The following is a 22352-nucleotide window of genomic DNA, read 5'->3' on the forward strand; positions in this document are numbered from 1 at the left end:
GAGGCCGTCATGTCCAGCACGCTGCAGCTCACCGTCCGGGGAATGCACTGCGGCAGCTGCGCCCTGCTCATCGACGACGCCCTCGCCGGCCTGCCCGGCGTGATCGACAGCCGGACGTCGACGAGAGCCGGACGCAGCACCGTCACCCACGACCACCGCACCGCCGAATTCGAGATCATCGCGGCGATCGAGGAGCTGGGTTACCGGGCCGAACCGGCCGTCGGATGACCGCACGCCGGCACTCAGCGGCGTCCGCGCGTCTGGTGCACCGGGGGCACAGCCGCCCCGGGGCCGCAACAGGCGCAGCCGCCGTCGCATCCGGTCGGATCCGGTCCGTCGGCGGACGCCGTGCGAGGGTCGGCGGAGGACGGGGTGGTGGTCATCTCTGTCTGGCTCCCGGCTTTCGGAGGTGCCGGTGCACAGCATGCGTCCTCGAACTCCGGTGCGGCCTCCACGGTGACGTGGACCCGGCCCGAGGTCGTCGGTGCCGTGGTGAGACCGGGAAGGGTCCGTGTGCGCGCCGCCCGGACCGCGTTGAGGATGACCAGCACCTCCGCCGCCTCGTGGATCACGACGACGGTGGCCAGGCCCAGGACGCCGAACGCGGCGAGCGGGATCAGACTGCCGATGATCAGCAGCGAGAAGCCGACGTTCTGCAGCATGATCGTGCGGGCGCGCCGGGCATGTGCCAGGTTCTGCGGGAGGTGGCGCAGGTCCTCGCCCATCAGTGCGACGTCGGCGGTCTCGATGGCCACGTCGGTGCCCATGGCGCCCATGGCGATCCCGACGTCGGCCGTGGCCAGAGCGGGGGCGTCGTTGACGCCGTCGCCGACCATGGCGATACGGCGGCCGCGCGCGATCGTGGCGAGCAGGTCGGCCTTGTCCTCGGGCCGCAGCTCGGCGTGTACGACGTCGATCCCGGCCTGCTCGCCGAGCGTGGCTGCGGTGCGCTGGTTGTCGCCGGTGAGCATGGCGACCTCGATGCCGAGCTCACGCATCCGGCGGACCGCCTCGGGTGCCTCGGGCCGGAGCTCGTCACGGACGGCGAGCGCACCGAGCAGCGCGCCGCCGCGCTCGAGCAGCACGACCGTGGCGCCCTCGCCCTGCAGTCGGGCGACGCTATCGGCGAGCGGTCCGGCATTCACCCAGCCGGGCTTGCCCAGCCGCAGATCGGTCCCGTCGCGGGTGCCGGTGAGGCCGTGCCCGGCGACGGCGGTGACGTCATCGGCGGGCTGCACCGTGATCGACCACAGCGGGTCCTCCGCTGCGGCGAGAACGGCGCGGGCGAGCGGGTGCTCGCTGCGGGACTCCAGGGCCGCGGCGGTGGCCAGGACGTCGGCGCGGTCCTCGCCGGGCGCGGCGATGACGTCGATCACCTCGGGCTTGTTGCGGGTGAGGGTGCCGGTCTTGTCGAGGGCGACGGCGCGGATCCGGCCGAGTTCCTCGAGCGCGGCGCCGCCCTTGACCAGCGCACCGTGCCGGCTGGAGGCACCGATCGCGGCGACGACGGTGAGCGGGACCGAGATGGCCAGCGCGCACGGCGATGCCGCGACGAGCACGACCAGGGCGCGTTCGAGCCAGAGCATCGGGTCGCCGAGGAGTGCCCCGATGCCGGCGATCAGGACGGCCAGGACCATGATCGCCGGGACGAGTGGCCGAGCGATGCGGTCCGCGAGGCGCTGGCCGGTGCCCTTGCGTTCCTGGGCCCGTTCGACGATGTGCACGATCCGGGCCAGCGAGCTGTTGGAGGCGGGAGCGGTGACCTCGACCTCGATGGCGCCGCCGCCGTTGATCGTGCCGGCGTAGAGGGCGTCGCCGGGGCCGGCCTCGACGGGGACGGACTCGCCGGTGATCGCCGAGGTGTCGAGGCTGGTGCGGCCGGTTCGGATGGTGCCGTCGGTGGCGGCGCGCTCACCGGGCCGCAGGATCAGTACGTCGCCGACGACCAGGTCGTCGGGGGAGACGGTGGACTCCTGGCCGTTGCGCACGATCGAGGCGGTCGGGGGGACCAGTCCGAGCAGTGCGCGCAGGCCGCGCCGGGTCTTCGTCACCGCCCAGTGCTCGAGGCCCTCGGCGATCGAGAACAGGATGCCGAGCAGGGCGGCCTCGGCGATCTGGCCGAGTGCGACGGCGCCGATGGCGGCGATCGTCATCAAGGTGCCGACACCGATCCGGCCGTGGCGCAGGTTGCGCACTGCGCCCGGGACGAACGTCGACGCCGCGGTCACGGCTGCGGCCAGCTCGATGCCGGCGACCAGCAGTGTCGGCGTGCCGGCGGCGAGGTCGGTCAGCCAGGCGACCGCGAGCAGCACCGCGGCGACCGCGGCCATCTGCAGCTCCCGGACCTGCCAGAGGCGGACGGGCCCCTCGGTGTCGGCCGCCACGTCGTTTGCGGGCTCGGTGCCGCAGCAGGCGTCAGACACGGTCGGCTCCTTGAGTGATGGTGTCGGAGTTGTCGAGGTCGAACAGGACCGAGAGCAGCGCGCGGCCCCGCGCGGAGAGCCGGTAGAGCACCATCCGGCCGTCTTTGCGTGAGGTCACGACACCGGCGATGCGGAGCTGGCGCAGGTGGTGCGACACCAGGCCCTGCGACGCCCCGACGATCCACGCGGTGTCGCAGACGCAGAGCTCGTCGCCGTCGAGGACCGCGGCGGCGATCCGCAGGCGAGTCGGGTCGCCGAGCCCGCGGGCCAGGCCGGAGGCCGGTTCGACCCGCGCGGTGCTCGGTAGCGCCGCGCGGATCCGCTCGGCGTGGGGAAGGTCCAGGCAGAGCAGGTCGCACGCGTCGGCTGTCACAGCAACGACACTACGTCTATTGATATGTTTGGTCGAGAGGGCCGTGCTGTGGGCCCGATCGCCGGGGGAGGAAGAGTTCGGGGCTGCTCCGGGTCGCCCCTCCGGCGCGGCGTGCGGCGGGGCCCGTGGACGCTTGATCCGCCCCCGCTAGAGTCACTTTGTCCAGAATGTCGCTGTGACCGGATGAGGAGACGGTGCCCGTGCGAGGACGGCGTCCGGTCTACCGCTCGGGCGTCCCTGTGCTCGTGCTGTTGCTGGCGCTGCTCAGTCACACCGCTCTCGGGCCTCTGCTCGCCTGCCACGCCCGGACTGCGGAGGCGACTGCAGTCTCCGTCGCCACGGTCGCCGGCGCCGACGACTGTGTCGGCTGCCCCCCGGAGACCGAGACCCCGACCGCCGCGACGTGGTCGGCCCCGGGCTCCGCGGGCCCGGACGGCTGCACGGCCGGGCACCCCTGCCATCACCTCCCGTCCGACGGGCATGCGGTCGACGACGTGGGGGTGCGCGCATCGGACGCGCCGCGGATCGACGCGGCACCGGCCCCGGCATCTCGCTGTCTGACCCCGGAACGCCCTGAGCCGCTGCGCGTGCCCGTCTCGGTGTCGGGCCCGGTGCCGCTGCCCGGCGAACGCGAGCCCGTCGCGGTTCTCTGCGTCGATCGGAACTGATCGGGCCGGCCGCGCCAGCAGTTGCGATGCGGCCCGCCGGCTCGGGCCGCCACGGTGCGGTCTTCCCCAGTCCCCGATGACCCGCGGTCGCGTGCGCCGAGAGTGCGCGCGCCGCCTAGCCCCGAAGGGCCCGCCATGTCTCCGACCACCGGTAAACGACCCGCTCCGGCCCTGCCCGAGCGCAAGAAGATGTCCAACGTGAAGTTCTCACTGATCATCGTCGCCGTGTTCGTCGTCGCCGTGGGAGGTCTGTTCGCCATGACCCGCTTCGGCGGGGACTCCGCGGACAACCCCGCCGAGGCGGCGTCGATCGCCACCCGCGACAACAGCCACCGGCTGTCCTCCCCGCCCGGGGCGACGGTGAACTTCGTCGAGTTCCTCGATTTCGAGTGCGAGGCCTGTGGAGCCGTCTATCCGGCGATCGAGCAGTTGCGCGAGCAGTACGGCGACCGGGTCAACTTCGTCGTGCGCTACTTCCCGGTGCCCAGCCACTTCAACGCCGAGCGTTCGGCCCGGGCCGTCGAGGCCGCCGCCCAGCAGGGCAAGTTCGAACCGATGTACAAGATGATGTACGACACTCAGAAGGAGTGGGGGGAGCAGCAGGTCCCACTCGACGGTCGGTTCCGCGGATACGCCCAGCAGCTCGGTCTCGACATGGCCCGCTTCGACCGGGTGTACAACGACCCGGCGACCCTGGAGCGGGTCAAGGCCGACCGCGAGGACGGACTGGCTCTCGGCGTCGAGGGGACGCCGACGTTCTTCGTCAACGGACAGAAGCTGGAGCCGCGCTCCTTCGACGACCTCACGAAAGCCCTCGACGACGCCCTCGCAGCGAGCTGACCGGCATGACCGACCTCGTCGAACGGCGTCCCGATCCCGCCGAGCCGGACCTCGGTCCGGACGGTCCGTTCCGCCGCGTGCTGCCCTGGCTGCTCATGGTCGGAGGCGGAATCGGCCTGCTCGCCGCGTTCGTGCTCACCGTCGAGAAGATCGAGCTCATCGCCGACCCCTCCTACGAGCCCAGCTGCAGCATCAACCCGGTGCTCAGCTGCGGGTCGGTGATGGCGACGGCGCAGGCGTCCGCGTTCGGGTTCCCGAACTCGCTGATCGGGATCGTGGGTTTCGCGGCCGTCGTCACCACCGGGGCGGTGCTGCTCTCCGGCGCACGGCTGCAGGGCTGGTACTGGGCCGGTCTGCAGGTGGGGGTGGTCTTCGGCGCCGGGTTCGTGCACTGGCTGATCGGGCAGAGCGTCTACCTGATCGGCGCGCTGTGCCCGTACTGCATGGCGGTGTGGGCGGTGACGATGCCGATCTTCTGGTACGTCACCCTGCGCAACCTCGACGCCGTGTCCGATCGGTTGCCGGCCGGGGCCCGGCGGGGGGTCAGGCGGCTGCTGAGCCTGCACGCCATCCCGTTGACCGTCTGGTTCCTCGCGGTGTTGGCGATCATCCTGCAGCGGTTCTGGGACTTCTGGACCAGCGCGCTGCCGTGAGAAGGCAGGCGCTCCGGGCGGTGGCGTCGGCGGTTGCCGCCGCCACCGTCCTGGCCGCGGCGGCGTGCGGGTCCGACGCCTCCATGCCTGCCGCAGCCGATGTCGGTGTGCCGCCGTCCACAACAGGGTGTCCGGTCGGGCCGAGCCCTGCGTATCATTCATGCATACATTCGCATGTATTGATAGGAGCTCGGTGATGGGTCATGGGCATGGGCATGGGGCGGCGAGTGCGGGGAGCGGACGGACCCGGGGCCTGACCATCGCACTCGCGCTGACGGCGTCCTACATGGTCGTCCAGGTCGTCGTGGGCCTGACCAGCGGATCGCTGGCGCTGCTCTCCGATGCCGCACACATGGGGACCGACGTGCTGGGGCTGGGCCTCGCACTGGCGGCGATGCTGCTGGCCCGCCGCCCGGCGGCCTCGCAGCGCACGTTCGGCAACTATCGCCTCGAGGTCCTCGCGGCGGTCCTCAACGGCATCCTGCTCTTCGCCGCAGCCGCTTACGTCTTCGTCGAGGCGATCCGGCGGATCGCGGACCCGGCCGAGGTCTCCGGGGTGCCCGTGCTCATCGCCGCGGTCTTCGGCCTGATCGTCAACATCGTGAGCATGCGCCTGCTGGCCGGTGACGCGCGGGAGAGCCTCAACGTCAAAGGCGCCTACCTCGAGGTCATGGCCGACATGATCGGCTCGATCGGTGTGATCGTGGCCGCCCTGATCGTGTGGCTGACCGGCTGGTTCTACGCCGACACGATCATCGCCGCGGCGATCGGGCTGTTCATCCTGCCCCGCACGTACGTGCTGATGCGGCACGCGCTGCGGATCCTGATGGAGGTGGCACCTCCGGAGGTCGACGTCGACGCGGTCGAACGCGACCTGCGTGCGATCGACGGCGTCGCCGACGTCCACGACCTGCACATCTGGACCATCACCTCCGGGATGGAGGCCGCGACAGTGCATGTCCTGGTCACCTCCGACGACCGGATCCACCCCGTCCTCGACCAGGTCCGCGCGGCGCTGGCCGGCGTCGGTGTGACCCGCTCGACCGTGCAGGTCGAACCGGTGGCCCACGGTGAGGACTCCGCGGGTGACGACCCCGCACATCGCGGTGAGCCCGCGCTCGGTCCGGGCGCCTCCGGGTGAGATCGACGACGGCCCGCGGCACGGCGGGCACCGCGATCGGCGGACGGGCCGCCACGGCCGCGGCCACGGCCACCGCCGGCGCGGCGGGCGGCGGGCTGCTGCTGTTCCTCAGCTTCCCGCCGCGGGGATGGTGGTGGCTCGCACCGGTGGCGTTCGTGGTGATCGGGGCCGCCTGGCGCGGCCGCGGGGCCCGGGCCGGGGCCGGTCTGGGAATGGTCACCGGGGTCGCGTTCTTCGTGCCGTTGCTGTCCTGGACCGGCGAGTTCGTCGGCCCCGTCCCGTGGCTGGCGTTGGCGACCCTGCAGGCACTCTTCGTCGCGCTCGCCGGCGCCGCGGTCGGGGCGTTGCCGGATCGGTGGTGGTGGCCCGTCGGTGCCGCGGCGGTGTGGGTCGCGGCGGAGGCACCGCGCGGCCGTGTGCCCTTCGACGGGTTCCCGTGGGGCCGGACGGGCTTCTCCCAGCCCGAGGGCGTGTTCACACCGGTGGCGGCGCTGGGCGGGGTCGCGCTGCTCGGCTTCGTGGTCGCTCTGACCGGGTTCGCGCTGCCCGGGCTGGCCCGCGCGGTGCTGCGGGCGGACACCCGGCTACCCGCCGCGGCGGTGCTGCTCGTCCCGATCGTGATCACCGTCGTGGCCCCGGTGGTGGCGGTGACGACGCCGCCCGGCACCGCGAGTGTGGTGGTGGCCGCGGTGCAGGGCAACGTCCCGCGGGCCGGGCTCGACTTCAACGCCCAGCGCCGTACCGTTCTCGACAACCACGCGCGGCGGACCGAGAAGCTCGCCGCCGACGTCGCCGCGGGCCGGGTCCCGCGCCCGGACCTGGTGTTGTGGCCGGAGAACTCCGCCGACGTCGACCCGCTGCGCAGTCCCGACGCCCGCGCCGCGGTCGACCGGGCCGTACGGGCGATCGGGGTACCGGTCCTGGTCGGTGCGGTGCTGAACCCGCCGGACGGGCCACCGACGAACACCATGGTCGCCTGGAGCCCGGAGTCCGGTCCGGGGGAGATCCACGACAAGCGACGCCTGCAGCCCTTCGGCGAGTACATGCCCTACAAGGACTTCTTCCGGTTGTTCAGCCCGCTCGTCGATCGCTCCAGCGACTTCGTTCCCGGCAGCGGGGACGGCGTGGTGCCGATGGCGGGCGTCGCCGTCGGGATCGCCACCTGCTATGAGGTGATCTTCGACGACCTGGTCCGGGACAGCGTCCGCTCCGGCGCGCAGATGCTCGCGGTCCCCAGCAACAACGCCACCTTCGGCCGGACCGGGATGACTTACCAGCAGCTCGCCATCGACCGGGTCCGGTCGGTGGAGTTCGGCCGCAGCACCGTCGTCCCGACCACCAGCGGGGTCAGCGCGGTGATCCTGCCCGACGGGACGGTCCGGTCCGGCACCGCGATGTTCGAGCCCGCCGCGCTTGTCGAGCGGGTGCCGCTGCGCAGTGATCTCACTCCGGCGTTGCGCTACGGAGCGGTGGCGGAGTGGGTGCTGGTCGCGACGGCGGTGCTCGCGGTGGCGGGCGCGGTGCTGCGCCGGCAGCGGCGGTGAACGTCCCGGTCAGCTCGCGGTTCGCGCCCGCTGCTCGGTGGAGGCGTTGACGACCTGGACCTTGTCCCCCTCGACCAGGTCGGTGAAGAACGCCTCCGCCTCCGGCAGGTCGAGCTTGACGCAGCCGGCCGAGGCGCGGTCGCGGTCACCGCCGTGGAAGGCCACGCCACCGTCGGCGAAGAACACCGAGAAGGGCATGGCGGCGGGGTTGCCGTCCGGCCCGGTGAACTCCCCGCTCTTGTGGTCCTTGTTCTTGCGGTACACCCGGAACGAGTGACCCAGGGGCGTCTCCTGCCCGGCGCCGCCGGAGGCGATCGGGACCGGCCCGCGGACGACCTTCCCGTCCCGGACCAGCCAGGCCCGCTGCGACTCCAGGTCCACACACGCCCGCGTCGAGACCGAACAGGGGGTACCCGGGACGACAGCCTCGGCGTGCGCCTGCTGCGCGACCGTGCTCTGCTCGACGTCGGCCAGTGCTGTTCCCGCGAGACCGATCCCGCCGGCCGCCACCAGGGCGGCTACCGCGACCCGCCTCGACCAGGACCCCCGGGCCGTCGACTTCCGCATCCGTACTCCACCTTCCGATTTCGTCACCCCTACCGTGTGTAACGAAAGTTCACACGATCCGTAACGTCAGACGTGCGAGGAACGGGAAGGTTGTCCGGAAGCGGCAACCTGTGCGCGCGGCACGGGCAGGGACGCGCCACACGGGCAGCCGAAGCGGGCGCCGACCGTGGCGGGTGCCCGGGCGGGTGAGGGCGGGACACGCGCGGCATGATGGGGTCTGCGCCGCGCGCTGAGCGGCGGCGCGTGGCTGCGCGAGCGTCGGGGAGGGCAACGTCGGTGAGTCGGGGGCTCCTGGTCGTCGTCGCGTCCGCTCTGAGCGGGCTCGCCCTGCTGATCGGTCTGTGCGACCGGGGGGCCGGTCACGAGGGCCCGGTGTCCCGCGCGTCTCTCGGCACCGGCGTCGTCGCTGAGGTCGCGGCGGTCCCGCAGGTCGCCGCGGCCCAGATCTCCGGGACCGAGATCTCCGGTACCGAGGCCGCGCCGGGCGGGGACGTCGGCGGCCTTCCGCCCGCCCCGGTCTGTCCCGCCTCGCACGACCGGGCAATGGACTCCCTGTCGTCGATGACGGCCCTGCGCGCACCGGACACCGACAACGGTGATCCCCGGCTCGCCTCGGCGGACCCGGTGGCCGTGCCCGGTCTGGCTACGTGGCCCAGCGGGTCATCCCGCACTGGGCCACCGGACCCGGGTTCGGCGGTCGACCGCGTGTCGCTGTGCGTGGACAGAAGCTGATCCGCCTGCGCTGACACCGAGGTGGGCCCGCCGGGGTCCGTCGCGGCGCCAGCCTCTGATGCGTCCTGCCGGAGCGCGCCGTCGCGGCGTGCCGGCTCCTGTCCCGACGTCGACCGCGGTGCTCAGCACGTCCGGCACCGCGTGCGCGCACCACCGGCCGTCCTTCCACGGCCGTCCGAGAGGACCCGACCTCTGATGATCCGATCCCGCGGCCGGCAACGGGCCACCATCCCGCGATGCCGCACCCTGAGAACCTCCCGACCGGGCACCTCGCCGGTCGCAACCGGCGCCGACCGCGGGGGCGGTCCACGTCCCCGGGCCCGTCGCGACGCGGACGGGGCACCGCCCGGGACTCGCCGGTGCCGCACGGGCCCCGCCCTGCGTGCCGCCCTGGCGTTGCTCGCGGTCTCGGCTCTGCTCTCGGGGTGCGCCAACTCCACCGACGGCAACGCCCCGAGCTCGATCAAGGAGTTCACCTTCACCGCGCCCGGTGGTCAGCCGCGGATCTTCTACGACCCGCCCGACTCGCGGGGACAGGTTCGCGGGCTGGCCGGGCCCGACCTGTTCGACCCGGCGAAGACGATCGGGTTGCAGGACTTCCGGGGCCAGGTCGTCGTGCTCAACATCTGGGGTGCCTGGTGCGGGCCGTGCCGGGCGGAGATGCCCGACCTGCAGCTGATCCAGGAGCAGATGGCTCCCCGCGGGGTGACGGTGCTGGGCATCGACGTGCGCGACGAGCGGGCCGCGGCCCGGGACTTCATCACCTCACGCGGGATCACCTACCCGTCGATCTTCGACCAGGCCGGGCGCTCGCTGCTCGCACTCGACGGCTTCCCCCGCAACACCGTCCCGTCGACCATCGTCCTGGACCGCCGGCACCGGGTCGCCGCGGTCTACCTCACCGCGATCCGCTTCTCCGAACTCATCGCGGTGGTACAACGGGTGGCCGCCGAACAGGCGCCCACCGGGGCTGCGCCGGCGGGTCAGGGGCCGTCGTGAACATCACCGAGATCGCGATGTCGGGGCCGCTGGTCGTGGCGGTGCTGCTCGCCGTGGCCGCGGGGGTCCTCTCGTTCGCCTCCCCGTGCTCGTTGCCGCTGGTACCCGGCTACCTGGCCTACCTGGCCGGTCTGGCCGGTACCCGGACCGAGGCGGTCCCCACGTCCGGGGGCGGCGCGGTGGACACGGTCGCGCCGCCGCTCCGGGAACGGTGGCGGCTGGCGGGGGCGGCGGCGCTGTTCGTCGCAGGGTTCACGGTGGTCTTCACCGCCGGGGTACTGCTGGTGCTGGGGCTGACCGACCTGGTCTTCGCCAACGAGATCCTGCTCCAGCGCATCGGCGGTGTCGTGACGATCGTGATGGGCCTGGTGTTCCTCGGCGCGTTCCCCGCCCTGCAGCGCGACACCCGCCGGATCCAGGGCAGGGCCGGGGGCACGCTGTTCGGTGCGCCCGTGCTCGGCGCGGTGTACGGACTGGGGTGGACCCCGTGCCTGGGCCCGACCCTGGCCGGGGTGATCGCGCTGGCCTCGGGTACCGATGTCGGCCCGGTCGCGGTGCGGGGTCTGGTACTGGTATTGGCCTACTGCGCCGGGCTCGGGCTGCCCTTCGTCCTGCTCGCACTCGGCGCGGGATGGGCGGTGCGATCGACCGGCTGGCTGCGCCGCCACATCCGCGGCGTGCAGATCGCCGGCGGGATCTGCCTGATCGTGCTCGGTGTCCTCCTGCTCACCGGGCTGTGGGGCAGCGCGATCGCCTGGATGCGCGGACCGATCGCCGGCTACACCCTCCCGCTGTGAGCACCGTGGTCAAGGCGATGACGCCCCGGGCTCGGGCGTGGTCGATCGTAGGCGCGGCCGTGCTGGTCGCGACGGCCGTCGGCCTCGTCCTCGATGCGACCACCCCGAGCCTGGCGGTCATGTTCGGGTTCCCCGACCTGGGCACGGTCGTCGACGCCGGTCTGCCCGCCGCCCGCACCGTCGCGGTCATCGCCGCGTCGGCTGTGGTGGGCAACCTGCTGCTCGCCGCGGTGCTGGTCCCCGGCGAGGCCCGCGGTCCGGTCAGCGGGATCGGCTACGGCGGGCTGCTGGCGGCCCGCCCGTGGTCGCTGCTGCTGGCCGCGGCCTCGTTGGTGGTGGCGATGCTCGTCGCCGCCGAGAACGTCGGGCTCGGCGTCGGGCAGCTCGTGGCCCGCCCCGACATCCTGGCTAGCGCGGTCGCCGCCGTGGAACCGGCGACCGGCTGGTTCCTGCTGGCGTGCGCCGCGGTCGTCGTCGCCGCCGCGTCCGGGCTGATCCTGTCCTGGCGGGGTTCGGTGGCGCTGTTGTTGGTGATGCTGGCCGGGGTCGTCGCTCCGCCGATGACCGCAGCCGGGGTCTCGGAGGAGGCGCATGACTGGTCCGGGGATGCGCTGACCCTGCACACGGTGGCCGCGGTGCTCTGGCTCGGGAGCACGATCGCCGTCGTGACCCGCCTCCCGTCCGCGCCCGCGATCGCGGCGGTCGTGCTGCGCCGCCACCGGCGCATCGCCTCCGGCTCGCTGGTGGTGCTGGTGCTCTCCGCGGTCGCGCCGACGCTGTTGTCGGTGCGGCCGGGGGACCTGCTCGGTTCCGGGTTCGGCCTGATCGTCGTCGCCTCCCTGATCCTGTCCGCGGCGCTGGGGGGCGTGCTCACGCGGACCCGGCCGCGCCGTAGCGCCGCAGCGCCGCGGATCCACCGGGGGTGGTGGATCGCCACGGAGCTGGTGTTGCTGGTGGGCGCGGCGGTCCTGGGTACGGTCCTCTCGCGCTTGATCGCCCCGCTCGAGGACGGGGCTGACGCGAGCCGGTTGGTGTATCTGCTCGGCTACGAGCTGCCCGGGCCCGCACAGGGCCTGGAGCTGTTGCTGCGGTGGCGGATCGACCTGCTCTACGCGCCGCTGGCGGCACTCGCCGCCGCGGGGTACCTGCTCGCGGTGCGACGGCTGCGCCGGGCCGGGCAGGGGTGGCCGCTGCGGCGCACCGTGTGCTGGCTCGCCGGATGCGCGGTGGTGCTCATCGCGACGTCGTCGGGTATCGGCACCTACGCCACCGCGGTGTTCAGCGTCCACATGACCGCGCACATGCTGCTCGGGGCGGTCGCGCCGCTGCTGCTGGTCTGCGGGCACGGGGTGACGCTGGCGCTGCGGGTGTGCCGGCCGGGTGTGCGGGCACGGTTGGTGAGCTTGCGCGACGCGCCGCCGCTGCGCCTCGCGGCGCAGCCGGTCGCGGTGTGGGTGATCACCGCGGTCTCGGTGTTCGGGCTCTACGCCACCGGGCTGTTCGACACGATCGTGGTCGAGCACTGGTCGCACCCGCTGATGGACGCCGTTGCGCTCGGGGCGGGCCTGCTGCTGTTCTGGGTCCTGCTCGGGCACTCCCCGCCCGGCCCGCCGCTGCCCCCGCTTGCCGGCATCGCCACGGTGTTCGCCGTGATGGCGGTGCATGCCGGCTTCGCGGTCTGGATGCTGTCCCGTTCGACCCCGGTGGGGGAGCGGTTCTACGCGGCACTGGCGTTGCTGTTCGTCCCCGATCTTCTCGCCGACCAGCGGGCCGGTGCGATCGCGGCGTGGGTGATCGGCGAGGCGGCGGTGCTGGCCGCGGTGGTGGTGCTGATCCGGCGCTGGACCCGGCACGGCGAGCAGAGCCCCGACGCTGGTGACTACGCCCGGCTCGCAGCACCGGAACGGTCGGGACTGACCGTGCGCTCGGCAGACTGGCCCGCCCGACGCCTCGACGGCGCCGACCGGGGTGCGGTCGCCTCGGACATTGCGGGGTCACCACCCCCACCCGGGGCGGGAGACGCACCGCGGTCGAACCGGTGAACGGCTCGGGGTGGTCCGGGGACGGGGTGGACCGAGGCCTGCCGGGAGGCGGGTCGGTCACCTGCCCGTGGGAGACCCCTCGGGCGAGGACCCCACCGGCCCGCCACTGCGGCGGCGCGCCAGCACTGCGGGACCATCGGAAGCGGACGGGCTGGCCGGGGCCGCCGGCAGGTCCGTCGTGGGGGTGAGGCGGCGCGTGGCGCCGCCGGTAGGCAGGTTCTGTTTCCGCCGCTTCATTCTCTATGACCGATACGATCGAAATGTGTCGTTGTCGGATCATCGTGTCGCGCGCCTGATCGCCACCCTCGTCGGGCTCTGCGTCCTCGCCGGTGTGGTGTTCGCCGGCATGGCGTTCCCCGTCGCGGCCGGTCTCGGCGTCCTGTCCAACGAGGCCGGGGACAGCGTGAGCTCGAGCTCCGCGGACCTGGTCGGCACCGACGCGCCGCTGACCACGACGGTGACCGACTCGGCCGGGGCGCCGATCGCGTACCTGTTCGACCAGAACCGCACCAACGTCACCAACGAGCAGATCGCGCCGTCGATGAAGGCCGCGATCCTGGCCATCGAGGACCGCCGGTTCTACGACCACCAGGGCGTCGACTGGCAGGGCACGCTGCGCGCGGTCGTCGCGAACTCGGCGTCCGGGGAGACGGTGCAGGGCGCCTCCACGCTGACCCAGCAGTACGTCAAGAACTACATGCTCTACGTCGACGCGCAGACCGAGGCCGAGCGGCTCAAGGCCACCGAGCAGACCCCGGCGCGCAAGCTCAAGGAGGCGCGGATCGCCCTGCAGCTGGAGCGCCAGCTGAGCAAGGACGAGATCCTCAACCGCTACCTCAACATCGTCTTCCTGGGCAACGGGTCCTACGGCGTCGCGGCCGCGTCGCGCACCTACTTCAACACCACCCCGGACAAGCTGACGGTGCCGCAGGCGGCGCTGCTGGCCGGGATGGTCCGCAGCACCACCCAGTTCGACCCGATCCAGAACCCGAAGACCGCCACCGACCGGCGCAACCTCGTCATCGCGCAGATGCGCGACCAGGGCATGATCGACGACGCCCAGGCGCGGCAGGCCGCCGCGTCGTCGCTGGGCGTGGCGAACCCGCTGGTCAGCGTGCCGAACGGCTGCAACGGCGCCGGCGACATGGGCTTCTTCTGCAAGTACGTCGTGCAGTACCTGACCGAGGCCGGGTTCTCCCTGGAGCAGATCAACCGCGGCGGCTACACGATCAAGACCACGCTGGACCGCAACGCGATGACCCAGGTCAAGGCGTCGCTGGACCGCGAGGTCCCCCCGGACACCCCCAACGTCGCGAACGTGATGTCGCTGGTGCAGCCGGGCCAGGAGAAGCACCGGGTGCTCGCGATGGGCGCCAGCCGCACGTTCGGTCTGAACGCCGACGAGGAGGAGACCAGCTACGGCCTGCCGTACCAGCCGGTCAACCTCGGCGCGGGCTCGGTCTACAAGATCTTCACCGCGGCCACCGCGCTGGAGAAGGGTCTGGGCATCAACTACAACATGCAGGTCCCGGCGTCGGGCTACGCGTCGCCGATCTACGTCGACGGCAGCGGGCGCCCGATCCCGGTCGCGAACTCCGGCACCTACCCGCCCAACATGTCGATGACCGACGCGCTGGCGACGTCGCCGAACACGGCGTTCATCAAGCTCGAGGAGTTCACCGGCGTCCCGGACGTGGTGGACATGTCGGTGCGGCTGGGCCTGAAGTCGCTGGCCACGACGAAGTTCACCGACCCCAACACCGGCGAGCGCACGGACCGCTCGATCGCCGAGGTGACCAAGGCGCAGAAGCTGGCGTCGTTCACCCTGGGCGTCACGCCGACCAGCGTGCTGGAGCTGGCCAACGTGGGCGCGACGCTCTACAGCCAGGGCAAGTGGTGCCCGCCGACGCCGATCGACGCGATCACCGACGCGTCCGGCAAGCCGGTGCCGATCACCGAGGAGCCCTGCGCCCAGGCGGTCGACCCGGGCCTGGCGAACACGCTGGTCAACGGCCTGAGCAAGGACGACATCAGCGGCACCTCCGCGAATGCCGCGCGCCAGGTCAGCTGGAACAGACCCATGGCGGGGAAGACGGGGACCACCCAGCAGAACAAGTCCGCCACCTTTCTCGGTGCCATCCCGGAGATGGCCGGCGCAGTCGTCACTTTCGACAACTCCAGCTCCCCTCAACCCCTGTGCGACAGCGGGGGCACTCCCTTCGCCTGCAGCGACGGCAACATCTTCGGAGGCAAGACCCCGGCCGAGACCTGGTACGGCGCGGTGAAACCACTCGTCGAGGGCACGCCGCCATCCCCGCTACCTGCTTCTGAGGCCCGATTCCTCGAGGGCGGTGCCGAGTCCCGGATCCCGGACGTGGTCGGCTCCGACGTCGACGACGCCCGCTCCGAGCTGCAGGACGCCGGCTGGGCGGTGACCACCCGCGAGGTGGACAACCGCGCGACCGCGGGCACCGTCGTGGGGCAGACCCCGCGCGGCGCCGCGCTGCCGGGCGAGCAGGTCTCGCTCCAGATCAGCTCCGGGACCGTGCCCCCGCCCCCGCCGATACCGTCCTCTGCTGACGCAGCAACGCCGGGTGGGGGCTGAGGGGGAGCCGGCACGGTCCCCGGCCGGACACACCTCAAGCGGGTGCCCGGACGTCACGTGCTCCGCCGGGCAACCTGTGTCGGTACGAGCCCGTCGGCCGTCCTGAACGGTGCAATCATGGGAGGGCACCCGCAGCCCTGCCCGGTGTAAGATTGTGTTGATTCGTCCTGGTCGAGCTCGGCATGCCAATCGGTCTCATCCTGTTCGCTACTCGCCATGGGCTGACTGCCACTGTGCCGGTTACGTCATCGGCCCACATCATGGAAGTAGGTCACAAGGGTGCAACCGATTCTGGCCGCTGAGACACCGCTACCAGTTCTGCCGTATGCAAGTGAGCTGATTCTCGGCATCACCGCGTTTGCGATCTTGGTGTTCGTGCTCTGGAAGTACGGCCTGCCGCGCTTCGAACGGACCTACAAGGACCGGACCGACGGGATCAAGGGCGGCCTCAAGCGGGCGGACGACGCGCAGCAAGAGGCTGACCGGCTCAAGAAGAAGTACGAGGAGCAGATGGCCGGCCTGAGGGCTGAGGGGGCACGCATCCGCGATGACGCCCGGGCCGAAGCTCAGCAGATCAAGACCGAGCTACGTGAAGAGGGCGAGCATGAGGTCGCTCGGATCAGGGCCCGCGCCGAGGAGCAGATTGCTGCTTACCGCGAACAGGCGGAGCGAAACCTACGCGGCGAGGTAGGTGGGATGTCGGTGGAGCTGGCCGAGCGCCTACTGGCTGACTCCCTGGCAGACGGGTCTCGCCGCTCGGCGACAGTCGACTCGTTCCTGGGCGAGCTCGGAGCGATGAGCAGTCAGCGGACCGGAACCAACGGCTAGGGCGTATCTCCCATATGAGGCGTCCGGCTTGCGGGACGATATCGCGTTGAGTTTGTCGAGATTCGTGGCGCTCTCGGGTGCTCAGTGGCTGCGGGTCGCTCCGTTTCTGCCTTTGCAATGTGGGGCGCCTCGGTCACCCGTTCGGCAACGGTCGTCGAGTGGCCTAGGAAATCATCTATCGCTACCGGATCGGGCTTCCCCGAACCGCTGGCGTGTCGGGAGGGTCCGGACGCGCCCGGGCGGTTCAGTTGCGAAGTCCCCGTCGGATCGAGTGGACCAGGCGGATCCTGCGTCGGCCAGATATCCGCGTTCGGTGACGGCTGAGGCGTGCGGTGGTCTGTAGACACAACCTTCCTGGCAGATCTAAGAAGGCAAGGTCGTACGCGGCCCGGCGGGTATCGTCTTGGACGGACAATGGACAGAAGTTCCCGATCGGCCACCCGTCTACTCCAGGGACAAGGGTCACGTCAGTCAGGGGTCCCGCGCTCGGGACGCCCGTCCGGCTCCGATGCCGCTTCCGGTGTTCTTCTATGACGGCGAGGTCGCCTTAGATAGCTGCCTCCAGGTCCTTCACCGGCCGCATCCACACGGAGCCCGTCGACGCTGAGGGCATGCTTCACCTCCTTGCAGGGCGGAGATCACGTTCAGGTGATCGAGCCGTTGGCAAGAAAGCTGCACGAGCTACGGAGTCGGCCCCGACTCGGACTGCGAAGAGGTTTCCCGATCGAGTGAACGCCGCAGCCTGAACGTCCGTAGTCACGGGCGGACCTCGCACGAGATCCGCTCACCGGAAGGACCCTCATGATGCGTAGATCCACCAGAGTCGGACTGATAGGTCTGCTGATGGGGGCCGCTCTCGTTGTTCCCGCCGCGACAGCCTCGGCGACCGAGACCGAGGACCGCGCTTCACACCGCGCACCGAGCTTGGACATCGTCGGGCTGGTCAGTGGTGCTGAACTGGTCGACTTCACTTCCGACAGCAGCCGCACCGACAACCGCCGCCCGGTGACCGGGCTCGACGGAGATCAGCGTCTGGTCGGGATCGACTACCGGGTACAGGACGGGAAGCTCTACGGCGTCGGCGATACCGGCGGCATCTACACTGTCGACGCCGACGGTTCCGCGACCAAGGTTCGCCAGCTGTCGGTCCCGCTCGACGGTGTTGCGTTCGGCGTGGACTTCAACCCTGCGGCCGACGCCCTGCGGGTCGTCAGCGATACCGGCCAGAACCTGCGTCAGCCCTTCGCCATGCCCGAGGCCGCGACGGTCGCCGACGGGAAGCTGACCAACCCGGCGGCCCCGCCAGCGACTGGGACCGTGCCCGCGACCGGCGTGACCGGCGTCGCGTACACGAACAACGACAGTGACACGGACACGGCGACCACCCTCTACGCCCTCGACACGACCGGGGACCAGATCGCAATCCAGTCCCCGGCCAACGCGGGCTCACTGGCCGCGACTGGCAAGCTCGGCGTCGACGCCGGCATCGACGCTGGGTTCGACATCTACAGCACGTTGCGCGGAGACACCGCGGTCGATCAGACAGCGTTCGCCGCACTACAGGTCGACGGGACCACCACGCTGTACCGCGCCAACCTGTTCACCGGTTCTGTCGCCAGGGTCGGTGACCTCGACCGAGACGTGACCGACCTCGCCATCGCACTCGGTCACTGACCTCGGTGTTCGATGAGCGACGCGAGATTGGGGGCGTCCAGAGGCTCTAGTTGCATTCGGGATGTTGGTGACGGTCGGCGTGGCTGTTGGAGCGAGGAAGCCCTTCGGACTGGGTGGAGGTGCCTGACACCGTCCACCTCGCCACGGAGGGCTTTCCGCTGTGCACGCCGACGACCGCCTGACTTTCTATAGCCGCGCGCTGCTGGTGGGGCGTGTCCGGAGGTGGTCGCCCGATCGCGCGTATGTGCCGCGGCCCTGGGGTCTCGCGCCAGTGCGGGCCCCGATCGGTCGCAGCGCCGACGACCGGCTCGTGCTGCGCAACCCCCTCGACGGCCCGTAGCGGCGACGAGCCCGGCCCGTCGCCGTGGTGCTCGTCCTGGTGGGGACGGCCGCGTTCGACGGGTTCTCCCGCCCCGAGCTCTAGTCGGGGCGGGTCCCCCTCGCTCGGCTGTGGGTCACCGTCGAACTGGCCGGCGTCATCGCGACCGTCGTGGGCTTCCATCTGCTCGGGACTTGGCGGGCCGGGCCCGCGAGGCGTGGTGACCGCGCGCCGCTCCCGATCGCGTTCGCGTTCGCCCACACCATCGTCCCGATCGCGGTCGGCTACGTCGTCGTCCACTACTTCCCGCTGTTCGTGTTCGACGGCCAGCTCCCGTTCGTGCTTGCCAGCGACCGTTCGCCACCGGCGCGAACCTGCTTCGGCACCACCGGCCGCGCCGTCGACCCACTCTCGTCGGAATCGGGACGATCGCGGCGGTGCAGCTCGCCGCGATCGTGCTCGATTACGTCGCCGCGAGGCACGAGCGCGCGGCGCGGCTCTTCCACTCGCGGACCGCGCTTCGCATCCAGTACCCGATGCTGGCCTCGATCGTCGTGCTCACCTGCGGGGCCGTCGCGCCCGTCCTCCCACCCTGACGACGTGGGCTCCACCCGGTTAGACGTCCTCGAGTGCCGACGGGTGTGGCTGGCGACGACGCCTGGGCCGAGGCGCGGCAGGCGCGGCCACTCCGAACCTCACAGGCAACGGGGAGCTGGCGTTGTGCGGGCGCAAACTCGACGGGCATCGGGCCCGGCCCGACCTGATGCCGCGACGTCCCACGAGGCCAGCGGTAACGCTCTCGCCGCAAGCCGCGGCGTCATGTGAGCGACGCCGGGGCCGGCACTTCTCGAACCGGGTCCCGGCGTCGTCGCGCACCCTAACGGGTGGCGGTCTGGCGCGCCGCAGTCTCCTGCGATGCGTTGACGACCTGGACCTGGTCGCCGTTCTGGAGGTCGTTGAACCAGGCCTCGGCGTCGCCCAGACCGAGCTTGACGCATCCGGCCGAGGAGCGGGACCGGTCGCCACCGTGGAACGCCACTCCTCCGTCGGCGAAGAACACGGAGTAGGGCATCTTCGCCGGCTGCCCGTCCGGGCCCTTGAACTCGCCGCTGACGTGGTCCTTGCTCTTGCGGTACACGCGGAACGAGTGACCGATCGGGGTCTCCTGCTCGGCCCCGCCGGATGCGATCCCCACCGGGCCACGTACGACCTTGCCGTCGCGGATCAACCAGGCACGCTGGGACTCCAGGTCCACGCAGGCGCGCGCGGCGGTCGAACACGGAGTGCCCGGCGTCAGCGCCGCGGCGTGTGTCTGCTGAGCCACGGTGCTGGTCTCGGTCTCTGCGCCGGCGAACGCCGGGTCGGCCAGGCCGATCCCGGTCACGGCGACGAGACCGACGATCGTGGCGGCGGCCGCCTTGGCGCGGGAAGCCTGCCTAGTCCGCACTGTTCTACTCCTCGGGATCATGGGGTTGGTCCGGATAGATGGTTGCAGTCATGCATATGGACGCATGTGAGTGGGTCCGGTTGCCCGCACCGGACGGGCGACGCCGAGCGTTGCGGCACAAGCGACGGCCGGTAGGGGACGGTGACAGCAGGCCCGCCCCGCGCGACGTCGGGCCGCACGAAGCGCTGGCTGGTCTCGTCGAGGATGAGGACCTGCGCGGTGGGGATGTCGTAGAACAGGCCCATCAGGGCCGACCTCGCGCCCTGGGCGTAGATCCTATCGAGCTGGACCGCGACGTTCACCATCGCGAGCTGGTCGACCGGGGGAACCCGTCCGCGGCCGCGGCGACGCCAACCGGGTGGCCCTGCTCCCAGGCGCGGAGGGCTCCACGGGCCTTGATCAGCCAGTGACCGAGGCCGCCGTCCTGCCCGGCGACGCCCTGGCTCAGGCCGTTCATGGCCCCGCAGCCGGAGTGCCCGCAGACCGCGATCAGCGGTACGCCGAGGACGCCGGTCGCGTACTCGACCGCGGCCATCGTCCCCTGGCCGCCGGCCAGGTTCCCGACGTTCTGCACCGTGAACACGTCGCCGGGCCCGCTGTGGGTGATCATGTGCGGCATCACCCGGGAGTCGGCGCAGGTGACCATCATCGCCGAGGGCGACTGGCCCGAGGCCAGCTCCGACATCGTCGGACGGATCTCCTCGGCGGTCCGCTCGTGGTAGGCGGCGAGACCGGCCAGCATCGGCGACTCGGCCGTGCGGCCCTCGGCGCCGGTGGCCTGCCAGTGCGACCACGACGCGAACCGCGGCGTGCCGTCGAGGCTGTTGCTCGTCGTGCGGGTGGTGGTCTCGGGCTCGAGGACCTCCACGGTCGCGCCGGTCGAGCGGTGACGCTCGGTCCAGGCCTGCAGGTGGTCGTAGGCGGCGTGGTCGAGGTAGTCGGTGACCAGGTCGATCCGCACGTCGCGACCGGCCGGGATCTCCCCGAGCTGGCGCGACAGGCGCGGCACCGCGAGGAAGCTCAGCGAGCCCTCGACGCGCAGCACCATCGGGCCGTCGGCGTTCTCGCCGTCGGCGCCGTCGAAGTGCGGGCGCGAGCGGACGGCCTTGACCAGCAGCAGCACCCCGGCCAGGACCAGGCCCAGGGCGACGCCCTCGAGCAGGTTCAGCATCAGGACACCGAGGACGGTGACGACGTAGATCGCCAGCTCGCCGTGGTTGCGCGCGGTGCGGATGTCGGCCGGCTTCACCAGCTGCAGGCCGACCACGACCAGCAGACCGGCCAGGCCCGCCATCGGGATCATCTCGACGACCCCGACGAGCAGGATCGCGAACACCGCGATCCACACGCCGTGCAGCACGGCGGACGCGCGGGTCTGCGCGCCGGCACGGACGTTGGCCGAGCTGCGCACGATCACACCGGTGATCGGCAGCCCGCCGACCAGGCCGGACACGGTGTTGGCCGCGCCCTGGCCGAGGAGCTCGCGGTCGGCGTCGGTGCGCGTACCCGGCTTCATCCGCTCGACGGCGACGGCCGAGAGCAGGCTCTCCACGCTGGCGATCAGCGCGATGGTCAGCATGCCGCCGATCACGCCGGCCCAGTTGCCCTCGGGGAGCACCGGCAGCGCGATGGCGTCGAGCAGCGAGCCGCCGAGCTCGATCCGGGGGACCTCGGGGAAGGCGAGCGCGACGACGGTGGCGAGCGCCACGGCGACCAGCGCACCGGGGACGACCCGGGCGCGGGCGGGCAGCTTCGGCCACGTGAGCATCACGGCGATCACCAGCGCGCCGACCAGCAGGGTGGGCCAGGCCAGACCGGCGATGCTGCCGGGCAGGGCGGTGAGGCTGTCCAGGGCGGCGGTCTGCGACTGGCCACCGAAGACGACGTTGAGCTGGGCGAGGGCGATCGTGAGACCGATGCCGCCGAGCATCCCGTGTACGACCGAGGGCGGGATCGCCTGGGCGAAGCGGGCCAGCCGGGTCAGGCCGAAGACGATCTGGATGAGACCCGCACCGGCGGTGATCAGGCAGGTGACCTGCCAGCCGAACCGGTTGATCATCTCGGCGACCACCACGGTGAGACCGGCGGCCGGGCCGCTGACCTGCAACGGGGATCCGCCGAGGAGGCCGGCGACGATCGCGCCGACGACGGCGGCGACGAGCCCGGCGAGGATGGGGGCGCCCGAGGCGACGGCGATGCCGAGCGAGAGCGGGACGGCGACGAGGAAGACGACGAGCGAGGCGGACAGGTCCGCCCGGGCGTGCGGGAACCAGGAACGTGAACCGGTCGAACGGGAATGGTCGTTATGTGGGGCCGACATGTCTGTGTGACGTCGGGAAACCGAGTTCATGGAAGTCCTCCGTGAGGGTGACCGCAGTAGTCGTCCGCCAGATTCCTGGCGCGTCGGGTCACTGGGGGCAACGGGGAATTGCGCAGAACGATTCGAAAGGGGAGTGGTCGCCGGCGACGTCCGCCCGATGTCGGGAAGGCTTGCTCACCCTGCCGCGGCGCCGACGCGCCGGCGGCTGGAGGGCTCGCGCCCGTGGGTGACCTGAGGATCGCGGAGCAGCCTCGTCGCGGACAGAAGAGCTCCGCGCAACCGGGTTCGGTCAATGGAAGCTGCGGGGGGCTCAGAGGTGGAGGTGCCTCAGAGGCGATCGAGGACGATGCGCACGGGCGACCGGCGAGTTCGAATCAGTT

Annotated in this window: 18 protein-coding genes; 13 read left to right on the plus strand and 5 right to left on the minus strand. The window is 71.6% G+C overall.

Annotation, left to right across the window (positions count from 1 at the left end; translation table 11 throughout):
- Positions 1-9: 9 nt before the first annotated feature.
- A complete protein-coding gene (locus EV383_RS12245; RefSeq protein ID WP_130290027.1) occupies positions 10-228 on the plus strand; it encodes a heavy-metal-associated domain-containing protein in 219 nt (72 codons plus the stop codon).
- A 14-nt stretch (positions 229-242) separates the two neighbouring features.
- Here EV383_RS12245 and EV383_RS12250 read toward each other — a convergent pair whose 3' ends face one another.
- On the minus strand, positions 243-2423 hold the full coding sequence (locus EV383_RS12250) for a heavy metal translocating P-type ATPase (RefSeq protein ID WP_130290028.1): 2181 nt from the start codon (positions 2421-2423) through the stop codon (positions 243-245).
- Positions 2416-2796 carry an ArsR/SmtB family transcription factor gene (locus EV383_RS12255; RefSeq protein WP_130290029.1) on the minus strand — a complete coding sequence of 127 codons (381 nt, stop codon included), beginning with the start codon at positions 2794-2796 and terminating at the stop codon, positions 2416-2418. Before EV383_RS12255 ends, EV383_RS12250 begins: the two co-directional genes overlap by 8 nt.
- An 803-nt stretch (positions 2797-3599) precedes the next feature.
- Here EV383_RS12255 and EV383_RS12260 point away from each other — a divergent pair.
- From EV383_RS12260 to lnt, 4 genes are all read left to right on the plus strand, one after another.
- Positions 3600-4304: a DsbA family protein gene (locus tag EV383_RS12260; RefSeq protein WP_242623044.1), complete on the plus strand. Its 705-nt coding sequence runs from the start codon at positions 3600-3602 to the stop codon at positions 4302-4304.
- Positions 4305-4309: 5 nt separating this feature from the next.
- Positions 4310-4957: a vitamin K epoxide reductase family protein gene (locus tag EV383_RS12265; protein ID WP_130290030.1), complete on the plus strand. Its 648-nt coding sequence runs from the start codon at positions 4310-4312 to the stop codon at positions 4955-4957.
- Positions 4958-5153: 196 nt separating this feature from the next.
- A complete protein-coding gene (locus EV383_RS12270; RefSeq protein ID WP_130290031.1) occupies positions 5154-6098 on the plus strand; it encodes a cation diffusion facilitator family transporter in 945 nt (314 codons plus the stop codon).
- Positions 6095-7642 (plus strand): apolipoprotein N-acyltransferase, encoded by a 1548-nt coding sequence (lnt, locus tag EV383_RS12275; protein ID WP_130290032.1) that lies wholly within the window; start codon positions 6095-6097, stop codon positions 7640-7642. Before EV383_RS12270 ends, lnt begins: the two co-directional genes overlap by 4 nt.
- A gap of 9 nt (positions 7643-7651) precedes the next feature.
- Here the strand turns inward: lnt and EV383_RS12280 are convergent, their stop codons facing one another.
- Positions 7652-8209, minus strand: coding sequence for a L,D-transpeptidase (locus EV383_RS12280; protein ID WP_130290033.1), 558 nt, complete (start codon positions 8207-8209; stop codon positions 7652-7654).
- A gap of 276 nt (positions 8210-8485) precedes the next feature.
- Between EV383_RS12280 and EV383_RS12285 the strand changes: the two genes are divergently transcribed.
- The 8 genes from EV383_RS12285 (at position 8486) to EV383_RS31145 (ending at position 18801) form a co-directional block, all read left to right on the plus strand.
- Positions 8486-8941: a hypothetical protein gene (locus EV383_RS12285; protein WP_130290034.1), complete on the plus strand. Its 456-nt coding sequence runs from the start codon at positions 8486-8488 to the stop codon at positions 8939-8941.
- Between the two features lie 396 nt (positions 8942-9337).
- Positions 9338-9940 carry a TlpA family protein disulfide reductase gene (locus EV383_RS12290; RefSeq protein WP_242623045.1) on the plus strand — a complete coding sequence of 201 codons (603 nt, stop codon included), beginning with the start codon at positions 9338-9340 and terminating at the stop codon, positions 9938-9940.
- Positions 9937-10737, plus strand: a complete 801-nt coding sequence (locus EV383_RS12295; RefSeq protein WP_130290036.1) for a cytochrome c biogenesis CcdA family protein — start codon at positions 9937-9939, stop codon at positions 10735-10737. Before EV383_RS12290 ends, EV383_RS12295 begins: the two co-directional genes overlap by 4 nt.
- Positions 10734-12779 (plus strand): cytochrome c oxidase assembly protein, encoded by a 2046-nt coding sequence (locus EV383_RS12300; RefSeq protein WP_130290037.1) that lies wholly within the window; start codon positions 10734-10736, stop codon positions 12777-12779. The genes EV383_RS12295 and EV383_RS12300 overlap by 4 nt, the downstream gene beginning before the upstream one ends.
- Before the next feature lie 262 nt (positions 12780-13041).
- Entirely contained in the window at positions 13042-15384 is a 2343-nt protein-coding gene (locus EV383_RS12305; protein WP_242623046.1) for a penicillin-binding protein, read from the plus strand.
- Between the two features lie 279 nt (positions 15385-15663).
- Positions 15664-16212 carry a F0F1 ATP synthase subunit B gene (locus EV383_RS12310; RefSeq protein ID WP_130290038.1) on the plus strand — a complete coding sequence of 183 codons (549 nt, stop codon included), beginning with the start codon at positions 15664-15666 and terminating at the stop codon, positions 16210-16212.
- A gap of 843 nt (positions 16213-17055) precedes the next feature.
- Complete coding sequence (locus EV383_RS12315; protein ID WP_242623047.1) at positions 17056-17886, plus strand: DUF4394 domain-containing protein; 831 nt, start codon at positions 17056-17058, stop codon at positions 17884-17886.
- Positions 17887-18642: 756 nt separating this feature from the next.
- Positions 18643-18801: a hypothetical protein gene (locus EV383_RS31145; RefSeq protein ID WP_165438321.1), complete on the plus strand. Its 159-nt coding sequence runs from the start codon at positions 18643-18645 to the stop codon at positions 18799-18801.
- A gap of 281 nt (positions 18802-19082) precedes the next feature.
- Here the strand turns inward: EV383_RS31145 and EV383_RS12320 are convergent, their stop codons facing one another.
- Positions 19083-19652, minus strand: coding sequence for a L,D-transpeptidase (locus tag EV383_RS12320; protein WP_242623048.1), 570 nt, complete (start codon positions 19650-19652; stop codon positions 19083-19085).
- A 298-nt stretch (positions 19653-19950) separates the two neighbouring features.
- A complete protein-coding gene (locus tag EV383_RS12325; protein ID WP_165438322.1) occupies positions 19951-21972 on the minus strand; it encodes a SulP family inorganic anion transporter in 2022 nt (673 codons plus the stop codon).
- Positions 21973-22352 lie beyond the last annotated feature (380 nt).

Source organism: Pseudonocardia sediminis, assembly GCF_004217185.1.
Classification (GTDB): domain Bacteria; phylum Actinomycetota; class Actinomycetes; order Mycobacteriales; family Pseudonocardiaceae; genus Pseudonocardia; species Pseudonocardia sediminis.